Origin of the sequence: Wolbachia endosymbiont (group A) of Sympetrum striolatum, assembly GCF_947250715.1 — a bacterium.
In the GTDB taxonomy this organism is placed as follows: Bacteria; Pseudomonadota; Alphaproteobacteria; order Rickettsiales; family Anaplasmataceae; genus Wolbachia.
On the sequence record NZ_OX366342.1, the window covers coordinates 55,944 to 82,117 of the forward strand.

A 26,174-nucleotide genomic window follows, 5' to 3' on the forward strand; every position below is an offset into this window, starting at 1 on the left:
GGTAAGAAATCCCAAACCCAAAAGATGTTAAAACCCATGCCTCAAATTCACAATACCTGCAATAATATTAAATCTCATGTTATATTTTTTCTGAAAATTACGGTAAACATGCGACATAATCTTAAATATCTTTATCTCACGGATCTTATTTTCTACTCTCATTCTAAATGATGCTAATCTTCTATTATGCTCTTTCTGCTCTGGAGTTAATGGCTTTTTACGATACTTTTTATATGGAATTATGACATTGCTCTGCAGCTTTTGCCAGCCCTGATAGCCAGAATCGGCGTATTTTATGCTATCCGTGGGAAGAAGTTTTTCCTTTTTCCTTATCTTAAAATCGTGCTCGATGCAACTTTGAAATCGACAAAATTTGCCCATTTTCTTCGATCACAATTTCGGTTTTTATCGTGGTCGTTTTCTTTTTTCCGGAATAACTTTTCTTGCGTTTTTTGTTGTCTTTCGGACGCTGCACAGGCTGCTCTGTTACATCTGCTAAAATCTTCAAAATCCCGTCTGTAGTCATCGTTCTATCCTTTTTTATAGTAATTTTTTTGGCCAATAATGGCTCCATTTTCTTCAAAAGTCGGCAAATATTTGAGTTGTGCAAATTAAACAAAAAGCCCAAAAATGGGTGCGTTATGTATGTTCGACAATAAATTAATATACATAAAATCTTGTCTTCTAACGTCTCAATGTGCGATTTTCTTCCTTGGCATTTCTTTTGTTTTTCAACTTTTTTCCATTCTGGCCTAACTTTTTCTACTGTTTTTTCAAATTCTTCTTTTGTCAGACCAGTTAATTGCCTCAAAACATACGGGGTTTTTGCAACTTTTGCGTAACTTATTGCCATTGCCAAATTTGCTATTTTATACACTTTTTAGTGTTTTTTATCCATTTTTTACCTTTTCGCAGGGAGTCTAATGTTTGTCCAGGTCTTAGATGTATGGTCCCAGAGTGTGGTGGTGTTGGTTTAGTATAAATAATTCTGGAGACTGTGTCCACTGATAACATATAAATTCATAAGGAGTAAGACCCTTAAGAGTTTTGAGTCTCTTTGCATAATTATAAGCGATAACAAAGTTATAAAGGTGTTCTTTAAGTTGCTGATGCGATTGATAGTAATACTTCTTAACTGTAGTATCCTTTAAAGTTTTATTCATACGTTCAACTTGCCCATTTGTCCAAGGATAGCTAACTTTTGTCAAACGATGTTCAATAACATTCTCTTCGCAAACTCTATCAAATATGTGTTGGAAAGCATACTTATGACGCTTCTGGTTTGTAAATTGTATACCGTTATCTGTCAAAATAGTATGGATTTTATACGGTAAAGTTCTAATTAAATTACGTAAGAACTCAGCAGCTATGGGTTTTGTAGCACTGTTATGCAACTCAACATAGGTGAATTTGGATGTCCTATCAATAGCAACAAACAAATGTAATTTGCCCTCCTCAGTTCTAACTTCAGCAATATCAATATGAAAGTAACCGATAGGATATTGTTTGAATTTCTTTTTTGACTTAACTTCTCCATCAACAGTTGGTAATCTGCTAATGTTGTGTCTTTGTAAACAACGATGCAAGCTAGAGCGAGTCAAATGCGGAATTGTAGACTGCAGAGCGTAAAGGCAATCATCTAGTGGCAGTAGTGTATACTTGCGAAATGTAACTATTATAGCTTCCTCTTCTAGCGTTAAAACAGTCGATCTTGGATGCTTTGGACCCATATCAGCATCTTTCGTAAATGAACGTTTTCTCCACTTAATAATAGTTTTTGGATTAAGGTTATAATGCTTGGAGAGTTTTGCTATGCTCTCTTTTCTATTTTGTATTGCTCTACGAATCGTCTGTGTTGTTTTGGCGCACCCATGTAACCATAACTCCTCCTTTGATGGTATTTTTTTCTCATATTTTATCATACCATCACACTCTGGGACCATACATAGGTCAAAAATGGAAAGAAACGAGGAGCCAAGTGCTTGTATAGTGGATAGCCAATCTATAAAGACAACAGAAAAAGGGGGTCAAAGGTTACGATGGAGGCAAGAAAGTCAAAGGTAGAAAGAGGCATATAATCACAGATACTCAAGGGTTTATACTCAGTTGCTATGTCGGAGCTGCCAATGAAAATGACAGAGATGGCGTGAAAATAGCATTAGATAACATGAAGAAAAAATATAGTAAAATTAGAAAAATGTGGGCTGATATGGGGTATCAAGAAAAAGATTTAAAGGATCATATAAAGAAAGAATATGGAATAGACATTGAAATTGTTAAGAGGCCTACGTGCAGATTTTGGGTGCATCAAGACACGCCACCAGAACTATTGCCTCAACGAGATCCAGGATTTAAAGTGCAGCCCAGAAGGTGGGTTGTAGAAAGAACTTTTGCTTGGATCAATAGGAATAGAAGGCTATCAAAGGAGTATGATTTGCTTACAACATCTACTGAAAATTTTATATATTTAGCTATGAGTAAGGTTATGTTGCAGAGGGAATATTCTTGAATTTACTGGTTTGCGGACAAGTTCTTATACCAAACTTCGTTATTGGGAAGACAAATAGAATATACGATAAATTCACTTAAACCTCCATTTATAGGCGGAAAGCACTCTTTTTCATTTGTCTCATTATTATTGAGAATTGGTATTATACAGCTCGACAAGACTAATTAACAGTTGAAACATCTAGCTCTACAATTGCTACCAAATATTTTGCATTATTATCACTTTAATATATTCTTTCACTTATTTTTTTTCTTTGCCACTTCCCTTAACGGATACATTTTTCTTCGCTGTTTCCTGACGAATCAATGTTAATTTAGCATTGAATACTACTAAAAAATTAAATAATACAACCATTTTCAGCAACAAAAATCAGCTAGCGTGAGGGGTGTTCGTTTTGGAATCGGTTGGTCTACCTGCTAACCGACAGCTAACATTAACTACCAATATCGTATCTGAAGAAGCCCCCTGGCCATTCTAAAAAATTTAATGCTGAGTACACCTTACTTTTGGCTTCCTCTATAGTGCTCCCTTCTGCTACTATATTTAGCACTCTTCCGCCATCTGAAACCCAATTACCACTCTCATCTAATTTAGTACCAGCGTGAAATACCAATATACCAGGAATGCTTTCAATTTTATCTAATCCCTTAATTACTTCTCCCTTTTGATAATCACCCGGATAGCCTTTACTTGCAACAACTACACAAACTGTAGATTTGTTGTTAAGTTCCACCATTTTGACATTTAACTTTCCTTCTGCAACTGACAACATCAATTTTAACAAATCGCAATTTGAATCAAATCTAGGTAATATAGATTGCGTTTCTGGATCACCGAATCTAACGTTATACTCGAGAAGTTTTGGGCCATCTCTGCAAATCATTAAACCAGCAAAGAGTACTCCCTTATAAGGCGTACCCATGTTAACCAATGCTTGAGCTGTAGGGTATATTATTTTTTGGATGATTTTTTGCTCCATGTCCTTACTTATAATTGAAGGTGATGAGTACGATCCCATACCCCCAGTATTTTGGCCTTCATTATTTTCATTCACTCTCTTATAATCTTTTGCGCACCCAAGAGTTACTACTTTCAACCCATCAACAAGAGCAAAAAAGCTTACTTCTTCTCCAATTAAAAATTCTTCTATGATTATTTCTTCACCTGATTCACCAAATTCTTTCTCCACTAGCATTGAATCTATTGCTGAAAAAGCTTCGTTTTCTGCGCAACATATCATCACGCCTTTCCCTGCCGCAATTCCATTTGCTTTCACTACAAGTGGAAACTTTATTTTATTGCTACGTACAAAATCTTTAGCTAATCCTTCATCAACAAAACACTCGTACTTGGCAGTTGGTATGCCATATCGCTTGCATAGTCCTTTGGTGAAAGACTTTGATCCCTCAAGTTTTGCAGTTGCTTGACTCGGAGCAAAAACATTTATTCCCTCTGCAACTAAATCATCAGCAAGTCCATCAATTATTGGTTGTTCTGGACCAATAACAACCAACTCTATATTTTCTCTCTTGCAAAATTGTGTAACATCCACTGAATTTTGAATATTTACATCCACAAGAGTCCCAAGATCTTTCATAGCTTGGCGACCAGGAGTTACATATAACTCAGTCAAGATAGGAGATTTTTTTAGAGCCCAAAGTAGAGCGTGCTCACGTCCACCAGAACCTATAACCAGAACCTTCATCTTTATTTCCTCGCTTTTCTATATGTCAAAATTATTATTTGCTTATAACAGTATCATTACTCATGTATTTTTGCAACACGTTTGGTATTGCAATCGACCCGTCAGAATTTTGATGATTCTCCATTATGGCAACAATCGTTCTTCCTATAGCTAAAGCTGAGCCGTTTAAAGTGTGAACATATTTTTTTATCTTTTTATCAGTTTCTGAAGAGTATTTAGCGTTCATCCTTCTTGCTTGAAATGCACCACAATTTGAGCAGCTTGATATTTCTCTATATTTATTTTGCTCAGGTAACCATACCTCTATGTCATAAGTCCTTTGTGCAGCAAAACCCATATCACCACTACACAGTAGCATTACTCTATACGGTAATTCTAGTTTTTTTAATATCTCTTCAACAACACTCGTCATGCGCTCAAGTTCATCATTTGATTGGTCTTCAGTTGTAATACTCACCAACTCCACTTTACCAAATTGGTGTTGCCTTATCATGCCTCTCGTGTCTCGCCCTGCGCTGCCTGCTTCTTTACGAAAACACTCTGAATACGCAGTAAAACGAATAGGCAGTTCTTTTTCCTCTACTATTTTATCAGCAACCAAATTTGTTAAAAACACTTCACTTGTGGGAATCAACCTCAATTCGTCGGTAGTTAAATACGAATCGTCAGAAAATTTTGGTAGCTGACCAACGTTATACATAGCTTCGTTTTTCACCAAAGCTGGGTGGTACACCTCAGTATAGCCAAATTCATTAACATGCATTTCAAGCATAAAATTTATTAGCGCTCGTCCAAGCTTAGCTAACTGTCCTTTTAATATCGCAAATCTTGATCCGGAAATTTTCGCCGCTTGTTCGAAGTCCATTAAACCTAATTTTTCTCCGAGTTCATAATGAGATTCTGGTACAAAATCAAACTGTCTTTTTCCTCCATATCTTCTCACCTCTAAATTAGAGTTCTCATCTGCGCCTATTGGCACATCTTGCGCAGGAATATTCGGCAAGTTAGATAAAACATTCACTAACTTATCCTTTTCTGCTTGTTCCTTTAAGCTAATTGCCTCTATCTCATTCGTGATGTCTTTTGACAACTCTATTTGCTCTTCACAAGGGCTCTTGCTCATTTTAAGCTTCTTTATTTCCTCTGTGATTTCATTGCGCTGCCTATTTAAATCTTGCAATTTAGTGGTTAATGACCTTTTCTCGTGATCAATTTCTAATATCTCTTTTGCAGTAAACTCTCTTATCCCCCTGCTTTTCATTGCCTTTTCAAATCCTTCAGGGTTTTTGCGTATATATTCTATATCGTGCATATATTGTGCTATTACTAACACTGTTACTGTACTTCAAAAGCTCTTAATATTCAATATTTTCTCATACTACTAAAATTATTATGGTTGATTTTTTTGTTAGAATTTGTTAAAATTTAATTAACTTAGCATTCATAGGATGTAGTATGGGCATCACAGAAAAATATAATCAATTTAAAGAGAGCACTTACTTTGCTGGTGGGAAATTCGTTATCTACGCTACTTGCGTATGCCTAGCAGCCACATTTGCTGTTGGCTGTTTGGGGTTGATAATAGGATTTCCTCTATTGACCTTTCCACTTGCTATGCTAATTTCTCATCCTGTGATTTGGATTATAATGGGAGTAGTCCTTACAGCAGCATACAAAATGATTGTTAAACCTTTATTTCACTTGGTAAAAGGTTATGTTAATGGAAAAGGAGCAGGTCAAGGTGAGCAAAAAACTCAAGATGGAGATAGTGGTGTTGTACCAGGCAGTGAACCAGATTCAAGGAACAGTAGTCGTAGAAGCTCTTTGGATAGTGGTTTGGGTGGTAAAGAGTTTCATGAAAATTTGGACACTCTTGTGCATCAAACAAATAGAAAGAATTACGCTTACTGGTTGCAGCAACATGATATTGCTAATATTGCAAGAATTAAATATAAGTATTCAGAAGATTTTACGGATGGTGTATTCTTCTGTATTCCTGGTAATCTTGAAACCTTGAGTGAAAGGTTAGGAGAATATAAAAATAAAGCAGAACGAGAGAGTTCGAAAAGGATATTTACTTCAGTTATTAATTTGGGTGGTAATCATTGGGTAACGCTAGTTGTTGCATACAACTCGGATAATAAACAATTTAGAGCTTATTATTGTGATTCTTTTAGTGCTGATTTACCAAGTCCTGGTAGTCAACGTAAGAAAATAGAACTTGCAAATGCAATTAAAGAATTGGTTACACCTCTTACTGATCAAGCTAGTGAGTTGAATGCGCAAGGAAAAAAAGAAATGAGTAAAGATGTCAAAGAGACAGCACAAACGTGTCGGAACAAGAAAAATGAATTAATTAATGTCCCAATAAATACTGATAATATAGTGAGCGCACTGGAAGCAGTCTTGGAAATAGAGAACTGTAATATAAGAAGCTCCGGAGCCAAACAACAAAGCGATGGACATAATTGTGGAATATTTGCATTGGAAAACGCTCATAGGATTACGCAAATGCTCAACGAAGGTAAATCATTTGATGAAATTGACGCAGAGTTATCGGAATACAAGCCTAATCCAGAACAATTGCAAAAGAAAAGAAGAGAGTTTACAAAAGCGCTTATGGAAGATGAAAAATGGAAGGAAGATCTAGAAAACGGGCTTTTATGCGATCTTCCACCAGGAACGGACACCTCTCTTACCTCAAGGGTGCAGAATAACAGCTCAGTTTGCTATATAGTTTACAATGAAGGATTACCATTAACCTTATGCCCCTCCAAATAGGAAGTTTGACGATTGATTCTTCAGTTATTTTAGCTCCAATGTCAGGGGTAACTGATTATCCGTTTAGAAGTATTGTAAAGAAGCTAGGTGCAAGTTTGTTAGTTTCAGAAATGATTGCAAGCAGAGCCATGATTATGCAAACTCGCCAGAGTCTGCAAAAAGCAAAAGTCGATGAATTAACTGCTGTGCAGCTTGCTGGATGCGAGCCGGATGTAATGGCAGAGGCTGCAAAGCTCAACGAGGATATGGGTGCAAAAATAATAGATATAAATTTCGGTTGTCCTGTTAAAAAAGTTGTAAACGGTTATGCAGGATCAGCACTAATGCGCGATGAGAAAAAAGCCGCTGAGATAATTGAGGCCGTGGTCAAAGCAGTGAATGTGCCAGTTACGGTAAAAATGCGCACTGGATGGAACAATGAAAATCGCAATGCACCGAGGCTTGCGAAAATTGCCGAAGACTTAGGAGCAAAAATGATCACTGTGCATGGAAGAACGAGGGCACAGCTCTATAACGGCCAAGCAGATTGGAAATTCGTTAGAAATGTTAAGGAGCAAGTGAAAATTCCAGTTATAGTAAATGGCGATATTAAAAATTTAAATGATATTCAGAATGCTCTCAAAGAATCTGGAGCAGAAGGAGTGATGATAGGTCGTGGTGCCTACGGTAAACCTTGGCTGATTAATCAAGCAATGAACTTTCTCAGTGGAAGTGAAACTTCTGAGCCAACAGCTTCAGAGAGATTAAGCATCATACTCGAGCATTACGACAATATTCTTGAGTACTATGGAAATAACACAGGAATAAAGATGGCCCGCAAACACATAGGTTGGTACAGTAGCGGGCTTCAAAGCTCATCTGAATTTCGCATGAGAGTAAATAACATGACAGATAGCACAGAAGTGAAAGAAAATATTATTGGCTTTTTTGGTCAAGAGACACACTAGCTGTACTCAATTCGACTGATCATATGCCACTACGCTCTCTTCCTCACCAGAGTGTAAATGACAATTATTATCCATAAACCATTTCTCGTCATAAGTTTCAATATCAAAATATTTTTCATATTTATCTATATTATCACAAAGTGAAAGTGCTCTGATCTTATTCATAATCAAACCTGTACCAGCAGGAATTAATCTTCCTACTATAACATTTTCTTTTAATCCACTTAAAGGATCACTCTTCCCGCAGAATGCTGCTTCTGTAAGTACTTTTGTTGTCTCTTGGAAAGAAGCAGCAGAAATAAAGGAGCTAGTTTCAAGACTTGCCCTAGTAATCCCCTGCAGAATAGGAAGATAATGAGCAGGCCGTTTGCCAGAGTTACTAATAGCATCATTTTCCCTATCAACTTCCAGCTTGTCAATGCTTTCGCCAACCAAGTACATAGTATCACCAGGATCAGTAATTTCCACTTTTTGTAGCATTTGTTTTAAGATCACCTCTAAATGCTTGTTGTCTATACGAACACCCTGCAATCTATAAACTTGCTGTATTTCAGAAATCATATAGTGCGCTAAAGCTTCTAACCCAAGCACACGTAAAATATCATGGAGATCAGGGTCACCATCCATCAATAGATCACCTTTACGTACAAAATCACCTTCATTGACTATTACATGCTTACTTCTTGATACCAAATATTCAACTGGAGAAATTTGTTCATCTACAGGTTTAATTAATATACTGCGTTTTCCTCTACGGTCTTTTTCAGAAAACGCTACATAGCCATCTATCTCACTAACAATAGCATGCTCTTTAGGACGACGTGCTTCAAATAACTCTATAACCCTCGGTAAACCACCAGTAATATCACGAGTTTTAACTGACTCTCTTGGTGTTCTTGTAATAACATCACCTGCATGAACCTTCTGGCCATTTTGTACATTGAGCACTGCACCAATTGGTATAAAATAACATGCTTCAACGCCACTTGCGAGTGTCATTACTTCACCATTATCGTCAAGCAGCACAATACGAGGACGTAAACTAGCTCCACCAGAATGCAATTTCCAGTCTTTTACTACTTTGCTTGATATTCCTGTAGATTCATCCATCACTTCAGTGATCGAAATTCCATCTTTTAAGTCCTGATAAGACACTGTACCAGTCTTCTCCGTGATAATAGGCAATGTATAAGGATCCCATTCCGCAACTTTATCGCCAATTTTTACTGACCCACTCTCATCCACATAAAGTTTAGCACCGTAAGGTACACTATGCTTCAACTTCTCACTACCAAGGCTATCAACCAACACGACTTCACAGGAACGGCTTATCACAATTTTATTTCCGTTTCTATCTATAATTATATTACTATTGTTTAACTTTATTTTAGCACTAATAGAAGCTATAATATTTGAGGATTCAACGCCTCTAGTCATTACCCCACCTATATGGAAAGTACGCATCGTTAACTGAGTACCTGGCTCTCCAACAGATTGAGCAGCTATAACACCAACTGCTTCACCTATTGAAACAATTTTACCAGTTGCAAGGTCTCTTCCATAACACAAAGAACACACACCAGGACTTATTTCACAAGTTAAAGGCGATCTAATTTTTACAGCATCAAGACCTGCAATGCTGATTTGCTTTACTTTATCCTCATCAATTAATTCCCCTGCTTTTACTAATAATTCTTTTGTCACTGGGTTATATATACCATTTGCAGATGTTCTACCCAGCACAACACTCTCTAGAGATGCAACTATAGTACTTCCTTCAACTGTAGCTCTCACAACAAGACCATTTTTTGTTTTACAGTCATGCTTTGTAACTATGCAATTTTGAGACACATCAACTAAACGACGAGTTAAGTATCCAGAGTTTGCAGTTTTAAGCGCAGTGTCAGCTAAACCTTTACGCGCACCGTGAGTAGAATTAAAGTATTCAAATACGTTCAATCCTTCACGGAAATTAGAAATTATAGGTGTTTCTATAATCTCACCAGAAGGTTTGGTCATGAGCCCTCGCATTCCTGCTAGCTGTTTCATCTGTGAAGTAGAACCCCTTGCACCAGAGTTAACCATCATATACACTGAGTTGTACTTACTATTTCCATCATATATAGATATTGCTTTTAACATATCATTAGCTATCATATCCGTACACTTAGACCATTCATCTATAACCTTGTTATACCTCTCACTTCTAGTTATTAGCCCATCTTGATATTGCATAGAGAATTTCTTAATTTCACCCCTCGCGTGATCAACATGTGTAGCTTTAGTTTCAGGTATAACCAGATCACAACGACCAAAAGAAACACCAGAAAATGTGGCATACTCAAAGCCAAGTACCATTAATTTATCAGAAAATGCCACTGTAGCACTTTGACCACAGTTACGATATACTAAATCAACTATACCAGTTATTTCCTTGACTGTTAATATCTGATTTATTAGATCGAAGCCTAGATTCTCATGCTTAGGAAAAATTTGCCATAATATTAAACGGCCAGGAGTTGTACAAACAGTTTTATAGTGAGTTTCACCGCTGCTATTAATATACTCCATCCTATACTTTATACTAGAATGAATATGTAAAGTACCATCACTCAAAGAATGCTCAACTTCACAAAAAGCACCAAAAGATGGTAAATTATCTTCCTTAGGTTCTTGTAAAGTCAGATAATATATACCAAGTACTATATCTTTACTAGGAACTATAATCGGTCTGCCATTAGAAGGACTTAAAACGTTATTAGTGGACATCATCAACACCCTAGCTTCAAGCTGAGCTTCCAATGAAATTGGCACATGCACTGCCATTTGGTCACCATCAAAATCAGCATTAAACGCCGTACAGACAAGCGGATGAAGCTGTATTGCTTTGCCTTCAATAAGGATTGGCTCAAAAGCCTGAATACCAAGTCTATGTAGCGTAGGCGCTCTATTCAACAAAACAGGATGCTCTTTTATTACCTCTTCAAGCATATCCCAAACTTCTGGTTTTTCTGCTCTTATCAACTTACTAGCAAACTTAATAGTTGGAGCCATACCATACATCTTAAGCTTTGAGTAAACAAAAGGTTTGAATAGTTCAAGAGCCATTCTTTTTGGTAATCCACACTGATTTAGTTTCAAAGTTGGACCAACAACTATTACAGAACGTCCAGAGTAGTCTACCCTTTTTCCTAAGAGGTTCTGGCGAAAACGACCCTGTTTTCCTTTTAACATATCACTAATGGACTTTTTATATCCAACAGCACCAGCTTTGTTTACCAAAGTATTACGACGACTATTATCAAAAAGAGAATCAACTGCTTCTTGTAACATCCTTTTTTCATTACGAATCATAATCTCAGGAGGATTTAAGCTCAACAATTTCCTCAACCTGTTATTTCTATTAATAATAGTCCTATAATGATGATTCAGATCAGAAACTGCAGGACGACCACTTTCAAGCGATACCAAAGGACGCAAATCAGGTGGTAAAATAGGTATAGTTGTAAGTATCATCCACTCAGGCCTATTTCCAGATTTAATGAAGTTTTCAATAATACGCAATCTCTTTATAATTTTCTTTCTTCTTATCTCAGAAGCAACAGACTCTAATTCTAGTCTTAAATCCTTCCTAATTTCATGTAAATCAAGGCGCGTTAGCAACTCTCTTATAGCTTCAACACCTTGCATAGCTACAAAACTATCGATCCCATAGCTATCTTTAGCTTCATTATAAGCTTTTTCACTAATAATCTCACCTTTTTCAAAAGGCGAAACAAGAGGATCTATCACGATATAATTATCGCTATATAAAATATTCTCAATATCTCTGAGAGACATATCCAATAATGCTCCAATTCTTGAAGGAAGCGATTTCAAAAACCATATATGAGCAACAGGAGATGCAAGCTCTATATGACCCATCCTTTCTCTTCTTACTTTAGAAGATGTAACTTCTACTCCGCATTTTTCACATATGCGACCTCTGTGTCTTCTTTTTTTGTATTTTCCACATAAACATTCATCGTCATTGACAGGGCCAAAAACCTTAGGGCAAAATAATCCACCTTTCTCAACTTTGAACGTACGATAATTTGCAGTTGAAACATCTTCTATCTCACCACAAGATATACGCTTAATACTTTCAGGGCTAGCAATCGATATGCTAACCTCATTAAAAGGTTGTGCAATGTTAGTGTGAGATATATCTTCAATCACTACATCATTTTGCTTTAAATCTACATTTAAACATAAAGAACGTAGTTCTTTTATCATCACATTAAAGGATTCAGGAATTCCACATTCAAAATTACTGTCACCTTTTATTATCGATTCGTAAATCTTAACTCTACCATTAATATCATCAGACTTCACAGTTAACATTTCCTGCAAAGTATAAGCAGCACCATAGGCTTGTAATGCCCAACATTCCATTTCACCAAAACGCTGACCACCAAAATGAGATTTTCCTCCTAGAGGTTGTTGAGTAACCAAACTATAAGGCCCTACTGAACGCGCATGAATTTTACCATCAACCAAGTGGTGCAACTTAAGCATGTACATGTAACCAACTGTAACCTTGCGGTCGAATTTTTCACCACTGCAACCGTCATATAATACAGCTTGTCCAGAGTTATCCAAACCAGCAAGTTCAAATAATTTTGCTATTTGTTCATCTTTTGGACCCTCAAATACAGGTGCAGCAACAGGAACGCCATCACGTAATTTACGTGCAAATTCAATGAGATTATTATCACTAATATTACGAATATCATTACAGATAGATACGTTACTACCATAGCTATAAACCTCAATCAGGAAATTACGTAAATTGCTGTATGAACTTTTACAAGAGTTCAAATAGTTCTCTACTAACGCATTCAACTCGTCATTTAGTGCATTTTTATTAGGTGTATTTAAAACAGAAGCCATTATTTCATCATCATCAATATTTTCAATTTTTTTATTGTCAAGGTATGCTACTGCAAATTGTGTAAAATTATCATCGTTAAGGGACCTAATTCCCTTGCAAAAAGCACTTTTGATTTTATTGATCTCATCGAGAATATTACTTACCCTTTCCCCTAATTTTCTACAAGCCCAACCTACATGCGTTTCCAGTATTTGCCCTACATTCATTCGTGAAGGAACACCAAGAGGGTTAAGAATAATATCAACAGGAGTACCATCTTCCAAATAAGGCATATCTTCCACTGGCACAACTCGAGAGATCACACCTTTATTCCCATGTCTACCAGCCATTTTATCCCCTGGTTGAAGACTATGTTTCACAGCAATGAAAACTTTTACTGACATCGACACACCTTGAGGCAGGTCATAACCTTCATGTAATTTTTCTACTTTTCGCTTAAACTGTGCTATTGCATGTGATACTTTTTCATCAAAATCTTTTTTTAAGCTCTTAACTTGCTCAGAAATGGGTTGGTTTTTTAATCCTATACCCCACCATTGCTCACGTTCAATAGAGTCAAATTTTTCTCGATCTTGAGAACCAGAATTAATAAGAAGTTTCTTCAGTTCATCATAGAAATATTCACTAGTAACATTGATTATATAATCTCGCTCTTCCTCAAAGTCATTTACCTCTTTTTGTTTGATGAGTAATGCCCTTTCATTTTCTTCAACCCCCCTGCGTGTAAAGACTTGTACATCAATTACTGTCCCTTCAACATCTGGAGATGTATATAAAGAGGAATCTGCACAATCGAATGACTTTTCACCAAAAATTGTCATTAATAACTTCGTTTCAGGAGGCAATGAAAGAGAAGGTTTAGGTGTAACTTTACCTACCAGAATATAGCCTGGACCAACTCTTGTACCAATTTTCACTATACCACTATCATCCAAGTGATATAGATTTTCTTCATTAACACCAGGTATAGCACGAGTTATTTTTTCTGATCCTAAAGGGGTATCATGTACAACACAGTCAAATTCTTCTATATGAATAGAAGTAAAGAGATCTTTTTTAACAACTTCACTAGAAATAATAATAGAGTCTTCAAAATTATAACCTTGCCAAGACATAAAAGCGACTAGCAAATTTTTACCAAGCGCCAACTCACCACTGTTAATTGCAGGACCATCAGCTATTACATCACCCTTTTTAACATAATCACCTACGCACACTAGCGGTCTTTGATTAATACAAGTATTATGGTTAGAACGCTGAAATTTCCTTAGATGATAAATATCTACGTCCAAGTAGTTAACCCTTTCTTTATCAAAAGCACGTATAACTATAGAGTTACTATCAGAACTATCAACTATGCCATCGCGTTTTGCTAAAACTACAGCACCAGAGCCAGAAGCTACAAAAGACTCCATACCAGTAGCAACCAGAGGAGCGGTAGGCTTCAATAAAGGTACGGCCTGACGTTGCATATTTGAGCCCATTAATGCTCTATTAGCATCATCATTTTCTAAAAATGGAATCAAGGAAGCCGCAACTGATATTACCTGCTTAGGAGATACGTCAATGTAACTCACCTGATCACTACTTACCATAATGAAACTACTAGCATATCTACAGTATAGCATATCATCAACAAAGCAATTATTTTCATCGAGCTTTGCGCTGGTATCAGCTATATAATATAAACCTTCATCTATGGCAGACAGATACTCAATTTGATCAGTAACAACCCTATTAACTACTTTTCTATAAGGACTTTCAATGAAACCATATTTATTAATACGCGCGTATATAGCTAAACTGTTGATTAACCCTATGTTTTGCCCTTCAGGAGTCTCAATAGGGCAAATTCTTCCATAATGAGTTGGATGAACATCACGCACTTCAAATCCTGCCCGTTCTCTTGTTAAACCGCCAGGACCTAACGCGGACAACCTTCTTTTATGTGTTATTTCAGATAACGGATTAGTCTGATCCATAAATTGAGATAATTGAGAAGAATTGAAGAAATCTCTTAAGACATTAGTTAACACTTTTGGATTAATAAAATCAGATGGAGAAACTTTATCTAAACTAGAAGTGGACATAGAATCAACTATTGCGCGTTCCAATTTCAACAACCCAGTTCTAAATTGATTTTCTATAAACTCTCCAACTGATCTTACTCTTCTGTTTCCTAAATGATCAATATCATCTACAGATCCTTGACCGTCACGTAACAATACTATTTTTTTTACAATTTCAATAATATCTTCATACGTTAAAACAGTTAAATCCTCATCATAATTTAATCCAAGGTAAGAGTTAAGCTTCAACCTACCAATGTTAGACAAATCATAATATTCCGGACTGAAGAAAAGATTACGGAAAAACTCCTCTACTATCTCTAAAACAGGAACTTCACCAGGACGCAAAACTCTATATATTTCATATAGCGCATCCTGATAAGACATGTTTTCGTCTAAGAAAAGCGTATTTAATATATAAGGTCCAACAGATACATTATCTATGTTCAATACTGATATTTCATCCACAGACAATAACTCAAGCTTCTTTATGTCTTCCAGCTTTATAGATTCACCAGCAGATAAAATTTTCGTAGAGCTAGCACTATCCATTAAATCTTCTGCGAGGAATAAACCACATATAGAATTAAAAGGAACCAGATACTCTTTCAATTCATTATCATATAGCTTTTTAGCTAGTCTTGAGGTGATACGAACGTTAGCTTTAAGCAGCACATTACCTTCAATATCCATTAAGTCGAAAGGCAACCTCACTCCTTTAAATTTATCAGGAACAAAAGGCACTTTCCAACCATCTTTATGTTTTACATACTTTATTTTCTCATAAAATCTATCGAGTATATCATTATTTGATAGACCTAACGCCTTTAACAAAACTGAGATTGGCAATTTTCTTTTTCTATCAACACGAAAATACAAATGGTCTTTAACATCAAATTCAATATCAAGCCAAGAACCCCTATAAGGAATAATTCTAGCAGAATAGATCAATTTACCAGAATTGTAAGTTTTTCCCTTATCGCTATCAAAAAATACACCAGGAGACCTATGCATTTGTGAGACAATAACTTTTTCTACACCATTAATGATGAAAGTGCCCTTATCAGTCATCATAGGCAACCCACAAAAGTGGACTTCCTCCTCTTCTATAGATTTTACAACGGTTGCAAGTTTAGAATGATCTCCACTCTCTTTAATCGATTTATATTCATCAAGAGAAATACCATCCTGCATAACAACAAGACGTATAGAAGCAATAACCTGAGCAGAAAAAGTTACACCACGCTTTATACACTCAGATTCATCATACTTAGGATCATCTACCCTACAACTTATAAACTCAATAGTAGCCCTACGCAAAGGATCATTTATTGGAAAGATTGTATGAAAGATAACTTCAAGTCTTTCATTACCCTTATTCTTAGGAGCAAATGAATCATACGATTCTTTTTGAACCTTAACCAAATCCAATAAAGAATCTTTTAAATCAATCGACCTAGAATAAGAAACTCTAGGGACAAAAGCACCAGAAGCGTACATATAAGAAGAATCAACCATTAAAATACCCCAAACTAATTAAAAGAGCTATATCAATATAAAATTAATACATTAAATATTATTCAAGCTCCACTTTAGTTGCTCCTGCTTCAATAAGTTTTTGCTTGATTTTTTCTGCTTCGTCTTTAGGAACATTAGCAGTTAAATCTTTAGGTAAAGATTCAACCAACTCTTTTGCTTCTTTTAAACCCAATGTAGAATTAACTTCTCTCACAGCTTTAATAACTCCTATTTTTTTACTCGCATCAATTTCTTTAATCACAACTTTATACTCAGCTTTTTCTTGAGCAGCAGGAGCAGCAGCATTATCACTAATAGGCGCCCCAGCACCAACAGCCCCACCAAGAAAAGAACCAGCAGGCAACCCTATTTTCTCTTCTAGAACTTTTACAAGTTCAGAAGCCTCTAATAGGTTTAAAGATAATATTTTATCAACCAAATCACTTGTTACATTACTCATAATTACCACCTTACTTAACAACAAATTTATTTTTTAGAACTATAATAATCCAAAACTCTCATAAGCCTCATAGAAGATGAATTAATAGACAACGCCAATCGAGCAGGAATGTCATAAGATATTAAACGCATAATTTTAACACGCAACTCATCCAAAGAAGGCAACTTAGCCAGTTTATTAACATCTTCCACTGTTAACAATTCATTTATATGAGCCGCGCAAATCACAGACATTTTTTCTTTGTTAGCATTAATAAAATCAACTATTAACTTTGCAGCTTCTACTATGCCACTAGAGTATATAATAGCAACAGAACCAGAAAATTTGCCTGATAAATAAGAAAATTTACCAGTCCTTTCCAAAGCCAAGCGCGCTAGAGTGTTTTTAACTACTAATACCCCACCTGCTATAGACTTCAGGCTATTCCTCAGAGTTAATGAATCATTAGCATTTATAGATTTAAAATTTACTAATATCAAGAAATCATTATTTACAAATACGTTTATTGTGCTCTGTATAAATTCATCCTTATTTTTACGCTTCACGGTATCACTCCCTTAAATTATATCTTCCACTTTGCTTATCTTATAAGCTTCACCCATAGTTGAATTTAAAAAAACACCCTTAAAGTAAATTCCTTTCGCAGAAATAGGTTTATTATCTTTAATTACTTTAAGAAAGGCTTTTAAATTTTCTAGCAAGTCATCAATATCAAATTTAATATTTCCTAATTTACCATGAATAACACCATTTTTATCTGTTCTAAATTTTATCTGACCAGACTTAATGGTTTTAATAGCTTCTGCAATGTTAGAAGTCACAGTACCAAATTTAGGGTTAGGCATCAGCCCTTTAGCACCCAATATTTTTGCAATAGGAGTGATTTTTGCCATAAAATCAGGAGTAGTAATGCACCAATCAACATCTAATTTTCTACCCTTTTTTATTTCTTCAACTAAATCCTCTCCTCCTGCAATATCAGCACCAGCTTTTTCAGCTTCTAATAAATGTTTATCTTGAGCGAAAACAGCTACTTTAATATTCTTCCCGATACCTTTAGGCAAAACTACTGTACCACGCACCTGCTCTTCAGATTTACGTGAATCTACGCCTAAATTGACTGCAATATCAACTGATTCATTAAATTTTGCTGAAGCAGACTCAATAATCTTCTTCAAACACTGCTTAGGATTATCATTATATGTATTCATTTACCTAACCTTCCACAACTTCTATACCCATAGATTTTGCAGTGCCTACAACCATTTTCACTGCTGAATCTTCATTATCCACTTTCATATCAACCATCTTGCACTTTGCCACTTTAATTATAGCAGACATAGGTAATTTAGCCACTAATTCTTTACCAGGATTACCAGAACTTTTACTTAATTTAGCCTCCTGCTTAAGTAAATAAGCCACAGGTGGACCGCTGACAGTAAAATCATGAGAGCGATCATCCTTTATGGAAATTCGCACTGTTACTAAATCGCCTACTTTATAATTAGCGTTAGCAGCGCTAGTAACTTTATTAAAAGCTTCACAAAACTTAGGAACAGGTATACCACGTGGACCAAGTACTGAAGCAATTTTCGGTCCTGGAATTGCTTTCCCAGCTTCCATAAGTAAGTTAATCTTAGCAACTATAACACTCATAATTAATCCTCTATTTTCTCTACTTGAGCCAGATCAAGCTCTATTATTGTCGGCTTACCTAAAATTGATACTTCCACATTAATAATTTTTTTCTCATCGTTTACCATATTTACCTTACCAGTAAAATTTTGAAAAAGACCATCATTAATTTTCACTTTTTCACCTTTTTCATAACCATAACCTAACTTCTTTGTCTCTTGAGCATTATAAAGTGCATTACACATTGAGTGAATCTCATCATCCAAAATCACCTTTGGAATATTACCATTTTTCAAAAATCCATAAACCTTAAGAGATTTTGGTATATTATTGATAAAATTCAATACTTCATCGCATAAATTCACGTATAAAAAGACATAACCAGGAAAGCATTTCCTTCGTGTAGCAATTTTCTTAGATTTCAACTCTACTTCACTTAGCTCTTCATATGGAATAAAAACTTCCTTAAAGTAACCATTAACACTCAATCTCATAGAATTTTCCAATATATGTTGGCGCACTTTCTCTTCACAATTGGAAGCAACTCTCAAGATATACCATTTATATCTATTAAATTCTTTACACTTTAAACTTATCTCATCATCTGAAATCATCTCAAAATCACCAGATTCGCCACTGCAGAATCCAGGCGTTTGATTCAAAATATTTTTGCTTTCATCACATAGATGCATATATACATACACTTCACATAACTCTTTTATATCAGACTTTGAATTACATACCGTTTGATAAGGAATAAACACTTCCTTAAAATAAACAGCATTACTTACCAATTCGCGTATATTTTGCTCATATCCATAATCAACTCTAATGATATACCATTTATATTCACATTCCATAAATAATTCCAAATAAAGCCTTAATTACGTAAAGAGACATAAAATCCACAAAACAGAAGAAAATCGAAAAGCATAATATAACAATCATCACAACAAATAGAGATGACAACACCTCCTGTTTCTTTACCCAAGCAATTCTTCGTATTTCTTGCTTTATATCATAGAAAAAAACACACAAACTTTTTAACATTTTCACCACAACATTAATGCAGGAGCGATAGGAATTGAACCTACAACCTCTGGTTTTGGAGACCAGCGCTCTACCAATTGAGCTACACTCCTATAACTCAAACTCTCACTCCAAAATTTCAGAAACAACACCAGAACCAACAGTTCTACCGCCTTCTCTTATCGCAAAACGCAATCCCTTATCCATTGCTATCGGTACTTGCAATTCTACTTCTACACTCACATTATCTCCTGGCATTACCATCTCCTTCCCATCTAGCAATTTTATGCTCCCGGTTACATCCGTTGTCCTTAAATAAAACTGTGGCTGGTAATTCGCAAAAAATGGTGTATGCCTTCCTCCTTCCTCTTTCTTTAATATATAAACCTCCGCCCTAAACTTTCTATGCGGCGTTATCGTCCCCGGTTTTGCTAATACTTGCCCTCTCTCCACTTCTTCTCTTTTTGTTCCTCTTAACAATATTCCTACATTGAGTCCTGCACTCCCCTTATCCAGCAACTTCTTAAACATTTCTACACCTGTGCATATCGTCTTTTGCGTCGCTTTCAGACCTATTATCTCTATCTCTTCTCCCGTCTTTATCTCTCCCTTCTCTATCCTTCCTGTTACCACCGTTCCTCGCCCCGATATCGAAAATACATCCTCGATTGGCAATAAAAATGGTAAATCCACAGGCCTTGGTGGAACTGCCACATACTCATCTAACTTTTCCATCAATTTATCTATTGATTTCTTTCCATATTCGCTACTGTCATCCTCCAGCGCTTTCAATGCAGACCCCACTACCACAGGCACTTCATCCCCTGGAAATCCGTATTTATTCAGCAATTCCCTCACTTCCATTTCTACCAAATCTATCATATCAGCATCAGCAACATCAGCTTTATTTATATACACCACGATATATCCAACACCTACCTGCTTCGCTAGCAATATATGCTCTCTCGTTTGTGGCATTGGCCCATCAACCCCCGACACTACCAATATCGCCGCATCCATCTGTGCTGCACCTACTATCATGTTCTTTACATAGTCAGCATGTCCAGGACAATCAACGTGTGCATAATGCCTTTTTTCCGTCTGATACTCAACATGCGCTGTTGCTATCGTTATCCCCCTTTTCCTTTCTTCTGGCGCCTTATCTATCTGATCGTACGCTACAAAATTTCCATAATGCTTTGTTATCGCCGCTGTTAACGTTGTCTTCCCATGATCCACATGTCCTATTGTTCCCACATTTACATGCGGCTTTCCAAATGCTTCCACTACTGCTGTCATAATTATTACCCTTAATTATACTTTAACTTTAACTCATCAACCACATATTGTGGTACTTGTTCATAATAAGAAAAATGCATACTATACTGAGCTCTTCCCTGAGATATAGAACGCAAAACATTTATATAACCAAACATATTCGCAAGAGGTACGAAAGCAAGAATTATAGTGCTACTATTATGCGTTTCCATACTTGAAACTTGCCCCCTTCTGCTATTTACATCGCCCATGATATCGCCCATATACTCTTCAGGCGTAATGATTTCAACTTTCATTATAGGTTCTAACATTTTTGGACCAGCTTTATTTGCCATCTCTTTAAAAGCACCTTTAGCAGCAAGTTCAAAAGCTAAAGGACTAGAATCAACTTCATGAAAAGCACCATCAATAAGGGTAGCCTTAAAATCAATAACCGGAAAACCAGAGATCATGCCTCCTTCTTTTATCAACTCTAAACCATTTTGTACACCAGGAATATATTCTTTTGGAATTGCACCACCTACAATTTTACTTTCAAATTGAAACCCAGAACCAGGCTCAAGAGGTTCAAATATAATCTTTACTTTTGCAAATTGGCCAGCACCGCCGGACTGTTTTTTATGAGTATAATCAATTTCAACAGATTTAGTGATAGTTTCACGATATGCAACTTGAGGCGCACCGACGTTAGCTTCAACGTTAAACTCGCGCTTCATTCTATCAACAATAATCTCAAGATGCAGCTCACCCATGCCTTTCAATATAGTCTGTCCACTCTCCGCATTTACTGACATTCTTAAAGAAGGATCTTCTGCAACCAATCTATTTAAAGCAACACCTAATTTTTCCTGATCTGAAGTAGTTTTAGGTTCCACAGCAATTTCAATAACAGGCTCAGGAAATTCCATACGCTCTAATAATATAGGAAAATCAGGTGAACATAAAGTGTCACCAGTAATTGTTCTCTTTAATCCAACTAAGGCAACTATATCGCCAACTTTAGCTTCGTTTATATCTTCTCTGTTATTTGCATGCATAAGCAGCATTCTGCCAATTCCTTCAGTCTCATTTTTTCCCGCATTTAACACAGCGGATTTGGATTTTAACTTACCGGAATAAATACGAATAAACGTCAAGCTGCCTACAAACTTATCCGTCATCACTTTAAACGCAAGAGCAACGAATTTCTCTTTTTCTGAAGGTTTGATCTCAATTTTCTTTTCTGAATCTTTAGGATCAGTTCCAACAATTACATCAACATCAATAGGAGAAGGTAAAAAGTCAACCACACCATCTAAAAGTGGTTGTACGCCTTTATTTTTAAAAGCTGATCCACATAATACAGGAACAAATTTTCCTTTGATGGTTCCATTTCTCACGCATTTTTTCAGTAAATCTACTGGCAGATCATTAGACTCAAAGTAAGTATTCATCGCTTCATCATCCATCTCAGCTGCAGCATCTAATAAAAGATTTCGATATTCTTGAGCCTTGTCAAGCAAATCAGAAGGAATATCTTCATAAGAAAATTTAGCACCCAACGTTTCTTCTTGCCATATAATGGCTTTCATAGAAATAAGGTCAATTATACCTTTGAAATCTTTCTCACTTCCTATTGGCAACTGAATGACTAAAGGTGCTGCACCAAGCTTCGTCTTTATCATATCAACACATCGATAAAAATTTGCCCCTATTCTATCCATCTTATTAACAAAGCAGATACGAGGAACGCTATATTTATCAGCTTGACGCCAAACTGTTTCAGATTGAGGTTCAACTCCAGCAACTCCATCAAATACAGCAACTGCACCATCCAAAACCCTTAAAGATCTCTCAACTTCAATAGTGAAATCAACGTGACCTGGAGTGTCTATTATATTGACCCTATGATCATTCCAAAAACATGTTGTTGCAGCAGATGTGATTGTAATACCACGCTCTTTTTCCTGCTCCATCCAATCCATAGAAGCTGCCCCATCGTGCACTTCACCAATTCTATTTTGCTTACCAGTATAAAATAAAATACGCTCTGTTGTGGTAGTCTTACCAGCATCTATGTGAGCCATTATTCCTATATTTCTGTATTTAGATATCCCAATTTCCATATCACAATTAATTAGCTAACATTAAAAACGAAGATGAGAAAATGCCTTATTAGCCTCAGCCATCTTATATTTTTCTTCGCACATCTTAAACGCACCACCGCGTTTATTATAAGCATCCAGTATTTCAGATTGCAAACAATCAACAGTGGTTTTTCCACTCTTTTTTCGAGCAGCAGAAGTTGCTTTAGCAATCCACCTTAACGCTAAAGAAATCGCTCTATCTTGTCGAACTTCAACAGGCACTTGATAAGTTGCACCACCAATGCGTCGAGAACGCACTTCTATAGAAGGAGTAACATTTCCTACCGCTGTTTCAAAAATTGATAACCCACCTTCGCCTATTTTCTTTTCAGCTAAAGACAAAGCGTCATAGATAATCTTTTCTGCAGTAGATTTTTTACCACATTTCATGATTGTATTAATGAAACGCATCAGCAAAACACTGCCATAACGCGAATCAGGACTTATTTCTCTTTTTTTTGCTTTATTCCGACGAGCCATAAATTTTAACCAGATTTCTTTACACCATATTTTGAACGAGCTTTCTTTCGATTTTGCACGCCACGCAGATCAAGGGCACCTCTTATTATGTGATAACGCACACCTGGCAAATCTTTAACCCGCCCACCACGTATCAAAACAACAGAATGCTCTTGTAAATTATGACCTTCACCAGGTATATAAGCTGTCACTTCACCATACCCACTAATTTTTACTCTGGCTACTTTACGGAGTGCTGAGTTAGGCTTCCTAGGAGTTGTAGTATACACCTTAGTGCAAACACCCCTCCTTTGAGGGTTGCTTTCTCCCAAAGCTGGTACCTTTTTCTTATGGGTCAATCCTAATCTACCCTTACATATTAATTGATTTATCGTAGGCATATGTTATAAATTCAAGCTCATTAAAATAACTAAGTTTTTAGTTATAAAATAATAAACCTCAATAGTCAATATAAAAATAAACATTACTACTCTAATAATTAAGCTCAACTGCTTTGAAAGCCATCAGTAGACTTCTTGCACTACCTCCCAAGCCACAACTGTCATTCAGTAGAAACAAAAAACTTCCTTGACAAACTCCGCCAGCCCCCTTATTATGATAGTAAGGGTATTCATGACTCAAAACTTGTTTTTGACCTGCAGGCTCAATGACAAAATTCAGTAAAAAACTTAGGGTATTTTTTGGCGGATTACATAAAATTATAGCGGCTGCATGTCTTTTTTATTTTTTCTACATTCAGCCAAATCGCGCTTATTTTAAGCGTTAGCACATTATTACAGCGCCAGTTTAAATTATTATAGGGTCAAAACTCGCACCACGGGAGTTCTTTGCCTTTTTTTTCTGCCTGGTAAATTTCTTAAATATTTATAACTAAACGACAACCGTCATCCCTGTAAAGGTCAAGTATCCCGCTACGTGTTAGCGGGATCTATGCTAAGAGATACCGCGAATGAATCGCGGTATGACGGTTCGCGGTGGCATGACGATAACCTCGTCATCCCGCTGCTTGTTAGCGGGATCTATGCTAAGAGATACCGCGGCGGTATGACGTAGGGGTTGCCAAGAACTTGTCATTCCAGTGCTTGACACTGGAATAGGTGTGTGTATTTGTGAAAAAAAATCTCCATGAAATTTGTGAAGCAATGTGGTGGGACTAGTGCGATTCGAACGCACGACCTTCGGATTAGGAGTCCAACGCTCTATCCTGCTGAGCTATAGTCCCGTGTTTCCTACCATTTATGTAAAGTTATAGCAAAAAATCCTTCTCTTTTCTAGATTTCTTGCATAACCAATTTATGACGACAAGAAACATTTCTGTACTTCTTGAGTATAATGCTATTATATTTAATAACATGGTTTAAGTAAGATTAATGCTAGTTAACAACATTGGTTATTTCTATAACAATCAAGACGACTTTGCTTTAAGCAATATAAACATTAAAGTAAAAAAAGGAAGTGTTGCATGTTTATTGGGGCATTCTGGCTGTGGCAAGTCAACAATTTTGAAATTAATTGCAGGGATAGAAAATCCAAAATCTGGAACTATTTTTATAAATGATAGGTTAGTTGCAAGCAATAAGGCATCAGTCGCTATAGAGGATAGAAATATCGGATTGATTTTTCAGCATTCTGCATTATTTCCTCACAAAACAGTAGTAGAAAATATAACCTTTGCTATCCGCAGCTCTTCCAAGAGAGAAAAGCACCTAATTGCATTGGAAATCTTGAAGTTACTCAATATAGAAAAATATGAAAATATGTACCCTAACGCCTTATCTGGAGGACAGCAACAATTAGTTGCAATAGCAAGAGTGATGGCACAAAACCCTGATGTTGTGTTGTTAGATGAACCATTTTCTAATTTGGATATACTGCTCAAGTGCCGAATAAGACAACATATATTGTCCCTTTTTAGAAGTAAAAATATCCCTGTGCTAATGGTAACTCATGACCCGCAAGAAGCATTGAAAGTTGCAGATTTTATCTACGTAATGAAAAATGGTAAAATTATTCAATCAGGAGTTTCTAGCGATATATACCATAGGCCTAAAGATGATACGCTAGCAAAGTTTTTTAGTGAGCTCTCCTCTACTCTATAGTTAAGCGAAAAGTTTCCACTTATTCGCTGCAAGAAAACAATCTAATTTGGAATTGTTATAAAATAATTAAAAAACCTTGATTTATAATTAAATAAAGGTGATATAATCTATGTGTTGCTTGACTTCAGTCAAGTTTTAATATTTAAAGGTCAATATTTTAAATGGAGGTGAAAATGAGTTTAGGACCATGGCAATTGTTTCTAGTCTTAATAATAATTTTAGTTCTGTTTGGTGCAGGCAGATTACCGCAAGTTATGGGTGATTTAGGAAAAGGCATCAAAAACCTTAAACAGGAGCTTAAGGACTCAGAAAAATTATCGTCTAATGAACCAGATCGTTAGCGTCCTCATACTTCGTGACACGCACTAAGGTGCGTGTTACTCACTTAAAGCATCAATTATTTTTCAATCTTTCCGCTTAAGCTGTTGCGTCTGCTTCACCTTCCTCTGAATTCATAATTTTTCTAATATTGTTAAAATGCTTTATAGAAATTTTCGCGGTCACTTTATATAGCATACAAACAAGTCTTGTAGTGAAAATTTAAAAATACAATCATTATTATTAATAAATTTTTATACATACTATACTGATAATGTAAGAGTAAA

Annotated in this window: 18 protein-coding genes, 2 tRNA genes and 2 pseudogenes; 5 read left to right on the plus strand and 17 right to left on the minus strand. The window is 36.0% G+C overall.

What is annotated here, in order from left to right; all coding sequences use genetic code 11:
* Positions 1-27: 27 nt before the first annotated feature.
* Positions 28-853, minus strand: a pseudogene (locus OOK87_RS00315) (transposase family protein).
* A gap of 85 nt (positions 854-938) precedes the next feature.
* A complete protein-coding gene (locus OOK87_RS00320) occupies positions 939-1,922 on the minus strand; it encodes an IS481 family transposase (RefSeq protein ID WP_264687726.1) in 984 nt (327 codons plus the stop codon).
* Positions 1,923-1,947: 25 nt separating this feature from the next.
* Here OOK87_RS00320 and OOK87_RS00325 point away from each other — a divergent pair.
* Positions 1,948-2,509: pseudogene (locus tag OOK87_RS00325) on the plus strand (IS5 family transposase); the annotation flags it as partial.
* A gap of 433 nt (positions 2,510-2,942) precedes the next feature.
* On the opposite strand, the gene purD reads toward OOK87_RS00325, so the two are convergent.
* The gene (gene purD / locus OOK87_RS00330; RefSeq protein WP_253307305.1) at positions 2,943-4,214 is read right to left on the minus strand and encodes a phosphoribosylamine--glycine ligase; all 1,272 of its coding nucleotides are present in this window, start codon (positions 4,212-4,214) and stop codon (positions 2,943-2,945) included.
* A gap of 34 nt (positions 4,215-4,248) precedes the next feature.
* Positions 4,249-5,526, minus strand: coding sequence for a serine--tRNA ligase (gene serS, locus OOK87_RS00335; protein ID WP_264687727.1), 1,278 nt, complete (start codon positions 5,524-5,526; stop codon positions 4,249-4,251).
* 143 nt (positions 5,527-5,669) lie between these two features.
* On the opposite strand from serS, the gene OOK87_RS00340 reads away from it, so the two are divergent.
* Positions 5,670-6,995, plus strand: a complete 1,326-nt coding sequence (locus OOK87_RS00340) for a hypothetical protein (RefSeq protein WP_264687728.1) — start codon at positions 5,670-5,672, stop codon at positions 6,993-6,995.
* A complete protein-coding gene (dusB, locus tag OOK87_RS00345; protein ID WP_264687729.1) occupies positions 6,980-7,942 on the plus strand; it encodes a tRNA dihydrouridine synthase DusB in 963 nt (320 codons plus the stop codon). Before OOK87_RS00340 ends, dusB begins: the two co-directional genes overlap by 16 nt.
* Before the next feature lie 6 nt (positions 7,943-7,948).
* On the opposite strand, the gene OOK87_RS00350 is transcribed toward dusB, so the two are convergent.
* From OOK87_RS00350 to OOK87_RS00410, 13 genes are all read right to left on the minus strand, one after another.
* Positions 7,949-16,462 carry a DNA-directed RNA polymerase subunit beta/beta' gene (locus tag OOK87_RS00350; RefSeq protein ID WP_264687730.1) on the minus strand — a complete coding sequence of 2,838 codons (8,514 nt, stop codon included), beginning with the start codon at positions 16,460-16,462 and terminating at the stop codon, positions 7,949-7,951.
* 58 nt (positions 16,463-16,520) lie between these two features.
* Positions 16,521-16,922 carry a 50S ribosomal protein L7/L12 gene (rplL, locus tag OOK87_RS00355; protein ID WP_253307301.1) on the minus strand — a complete coding sequence of 134 codons (402 nt, stop codon included), beginning with the start codon at positions 16,920-16,922 and terminating at the stop codon, positions 16,521-16,523.
* Between the two features lie 26 nt (positions 16,923-16,948).
* Positions 16,949-17,467 carry a 50S ribosomal protein L10 gene (rplJ, locus tag OOK87_RS00360; protein WP_253307300.1) on the minus strand — a complete coding sequence of 173 codons (519 nt, stop codon included), beginning with the start codon at positions 17,465-17,467 and terminating at the stop codon, positions 16,949-16,951.
* 12 nt (positions 17,468-17,479) lie between these two features.
* Positions 17,480-18,133 carry a 50S ribosomal protein L1 gene (rplA, locus tag OOK87_RS00365; protein WP_253307299.1) on the minus strand — a complete coding sequence of 218 codons (654 nt, stop codon included), beginning with the start codon at positions 18,131-18,133 and terminating at the stop codon, positions 17,480-17,482.
* Positions 18,134-18,137: 4 nt separating this feature from the next.
* A complete protein-coding gene (locus OOK87_RS00370; RefSeq protein ID WP_253307298.1) occupies positions 18,138-18,578 on the minus strand; it encodes a 50S ribosomal protein L11 in 441 nt (146 codons plus the stop codon).
* A 2-nt stretch (positions 18,579-18,580) separates the two neighbouring features.
* The gene (gene nusG / locus OOK87_RS00375) at positions 18,581-19,417 is read right to left on the minus strand and encodes a transcription termination/antitermination protein NusG (protein WP_309166466.1); all 837 of its coding nucleotides are present in this window, start codon (positions 19,415-19,417) and stop codon (positions 18,581-18,583) included.
* On the minus strand, positions 19,407-19,607 hold the full coding sequence (secE, locus tag OOK87_RS00380; RefSeq protein ID WP_205517846.1) for a preprotein translocase subunit SecE: 201 nt from the start codon (positions 19,605-19,607) through the stop codon (positions 19,407-19,409). The genes nusG and secE overlap by 11 nt, the downstream gene beginning before the upstream one ends.
* Before the next feature lie 19 nt (positions 19,608-19,626).
* Positions 19,627-19,699: transfer RNA gene (locus OOK87_RS00385), tRNA-Trp, on the minus strand.
* Positions 19,700-19,712: 13 nt separating this feature from the next.
* Positions 19,713-20,885, minus strand: a complete 1,173-nt coding sequence (tuf, locus tag OOK87_RS00390; RefSeq protein WP_264329094.1) for an elongation factor Tu — start codon at positions 20,883-20,885, stop codon at positions 19,713-19,715.
* 11 nt (positions 20,886-20,896) lie between these two features.
* Positions 20,897-22,969 (minus strand): elongation factor G, encoded by a 2,073-nt coding sequence (fusA, locus tag OOK87_RS00395; protein WP_253307295.1) that lies wholly within the window; start codon positions 22,967-22,969, stop codon positions 20,897-20,899.
* Positions 22,970-22,990: 21 nt separating this feature from the next.
* Entirely contained in the window at positions 22,991-23,470 is a 480-nt protein-coding gene (gene rpsG, locus OOK87_RS00400) for a 30S ribosomal protein S7 (protein WP_253307294.1), read from the minus strand.
* A gap of 5 nt (positions 23,471-23,475) precedes the next feature.
* Positions 23,476-23,850 (minus strand): 30S ribosomal protein S12, encoded by a 375-nt coding sequence (rpsL, locus tag OOK87_RS00405; RefSeq protein ID WP_264687732.1) that lies wholly within the window; start codon positions 23,848-23,850, stop codon positions 23,476-23,478.
* A gap of 765 nt (positions 23,851-24,615) precedes the next feature.
* Positions 24,616-24,692 (minus strand) — tRNA-Arg (locus OOK87_RS00410).
* Positions 24,693-24,840: 148 nt separating this feature from the next.
* Between OOK87_RS00410 and OOK87_RS00415 the strand changes: the two genes are divergently transcribed.
* Positions 24,841-25,569, plus strand: coding sequence for an ABC transporter ATP-binding protein (locus tag OOK87_RS00415; protein WP_264687733.1), 729 nt, complete (start codon positions 24,841-24,843; stop codon positions 25,567-25,569).
* A 173-nt stretch (positions 25,570-25,742) separates the two neighbouring features.
* Positions 25,743-25,910 (plus strand): twin-arginine translocase TatA, encoded by a 168-nt coding sequence (tatA, locus tag OOK87_RS00420; protein ID WP_006013840.1) that lies wholly within the window; start codon positions 25,743-25,745, stop codon positions 25,908-25,910.
* Positions 25,911-26,174: the final 264 nt, after the last annotated feature.

Coding starts and splice junctions, on each gene's coding strand:
- OOK87_RS00340 (WP_264687728.1), top strand. CDS start 5,670: ATGGGCATCACAGAAAAATATAATCAATTTAAAGAGAGCACTTACTTT.
- OOK87_RS00320 (WP_264687726.1), bottom strand. CDS start 1,922: ATGATAAAATATGAGAAAAAAATACCATCAAAGGAGGAGTTATGGTTA.
- dusB (WP_264687729.1), top strand. CDS start 6,980: ATGCCCCTCCAAATAGGAAGTTTGACGATTGATTCTTCAGTTATTTTA.
- OOK87_RS00350 (WP_264687730.1), bottom strand. CDS start 16,462: ATGGTTGATTCTTCTTATATGTACGCTTCTGGTGCTTTTGTCCCTAGA.
- rpsG (WP_253307294.1), bottom strand. CDS start 23,470: ATGGCTCGTCGGAATAAAGCAAAAAAAAGAGAAATAAGTCCTGATTCG.
- tatA (WP_006013840.1), top strand. CDS start 25,743: ATGAGTTTAGGACCATGGCAATTGTTTCTAGTCTTAATAATAATTTTA.
- purD (WP_253307305.1), bottom strand. CDS start 4,214: ATGAAGGTTCTGGTTATAGGTTCTGGTGGACGTGAGCACGCTCTACTT.
- OOK87_RS00415 (WP_264687733.1), top strand. CDS start 24,841: ATGCTAGTTAACAACATTGGTTATTTCTATAACAATCAAGACGACTTT.
- fusA (WP_253307295.1), bottom strand. CDS start 22,969: ATGGAAATTGGGATATCTAAATACAGAAATATAGGAATAATGGCTCAC.
- rplA (WP_253307299.1), bottom strand. CDS start 18,133: ATGAATACATATAATGATAATCCTAAGCAGTGTTTGAAGAAGATTATT.
- secE (WP_205517846.1), bottom strand. CDS start 19,607: ATGTTAAAAAGTTTGTGTGTTTTTTTCTATGATATAAAGCAAGAAATA.
- rplL (WP_253307301.1), bottom strand. CDS start 16,922: ATGAGTAATGTAACAAGTGATTTGGTTGATAAAATATTATCTTTAAAC.
- nusG (WP_309166466.1), bottom strand. CDS start 19,417: ATGGAATGTGAATATAAATGGTATATCATTAGAGTTGATTATGGATAT.
- rpsL (WP_264687732.1), bottom strand. CDS start 23,850: ATGCCTACGATAAATCAATTAATATGTAAGGGTAGATTAGGATTGACC.
- OOK87_RS00370 (WP_253307298.1), bottom strand. CDS start 18,578: ATGAGTGTTATAGTTGCTAAGATTAACTTACTTATGGAAGCTGGGAAA.
- tuf (WP_264329094.1), bottom strand. CDS start 20,885: ATGACAGCAGTAGTGGAAGCATTTGGAAAGCCGCATGTAAATGTGGGA.
- serS (WP_264687727.1), bottom strand. CDS start 5,526: ATGCACGATATAGAATATATACGCAAAAACCCTGAAGGATTTGAAAAG.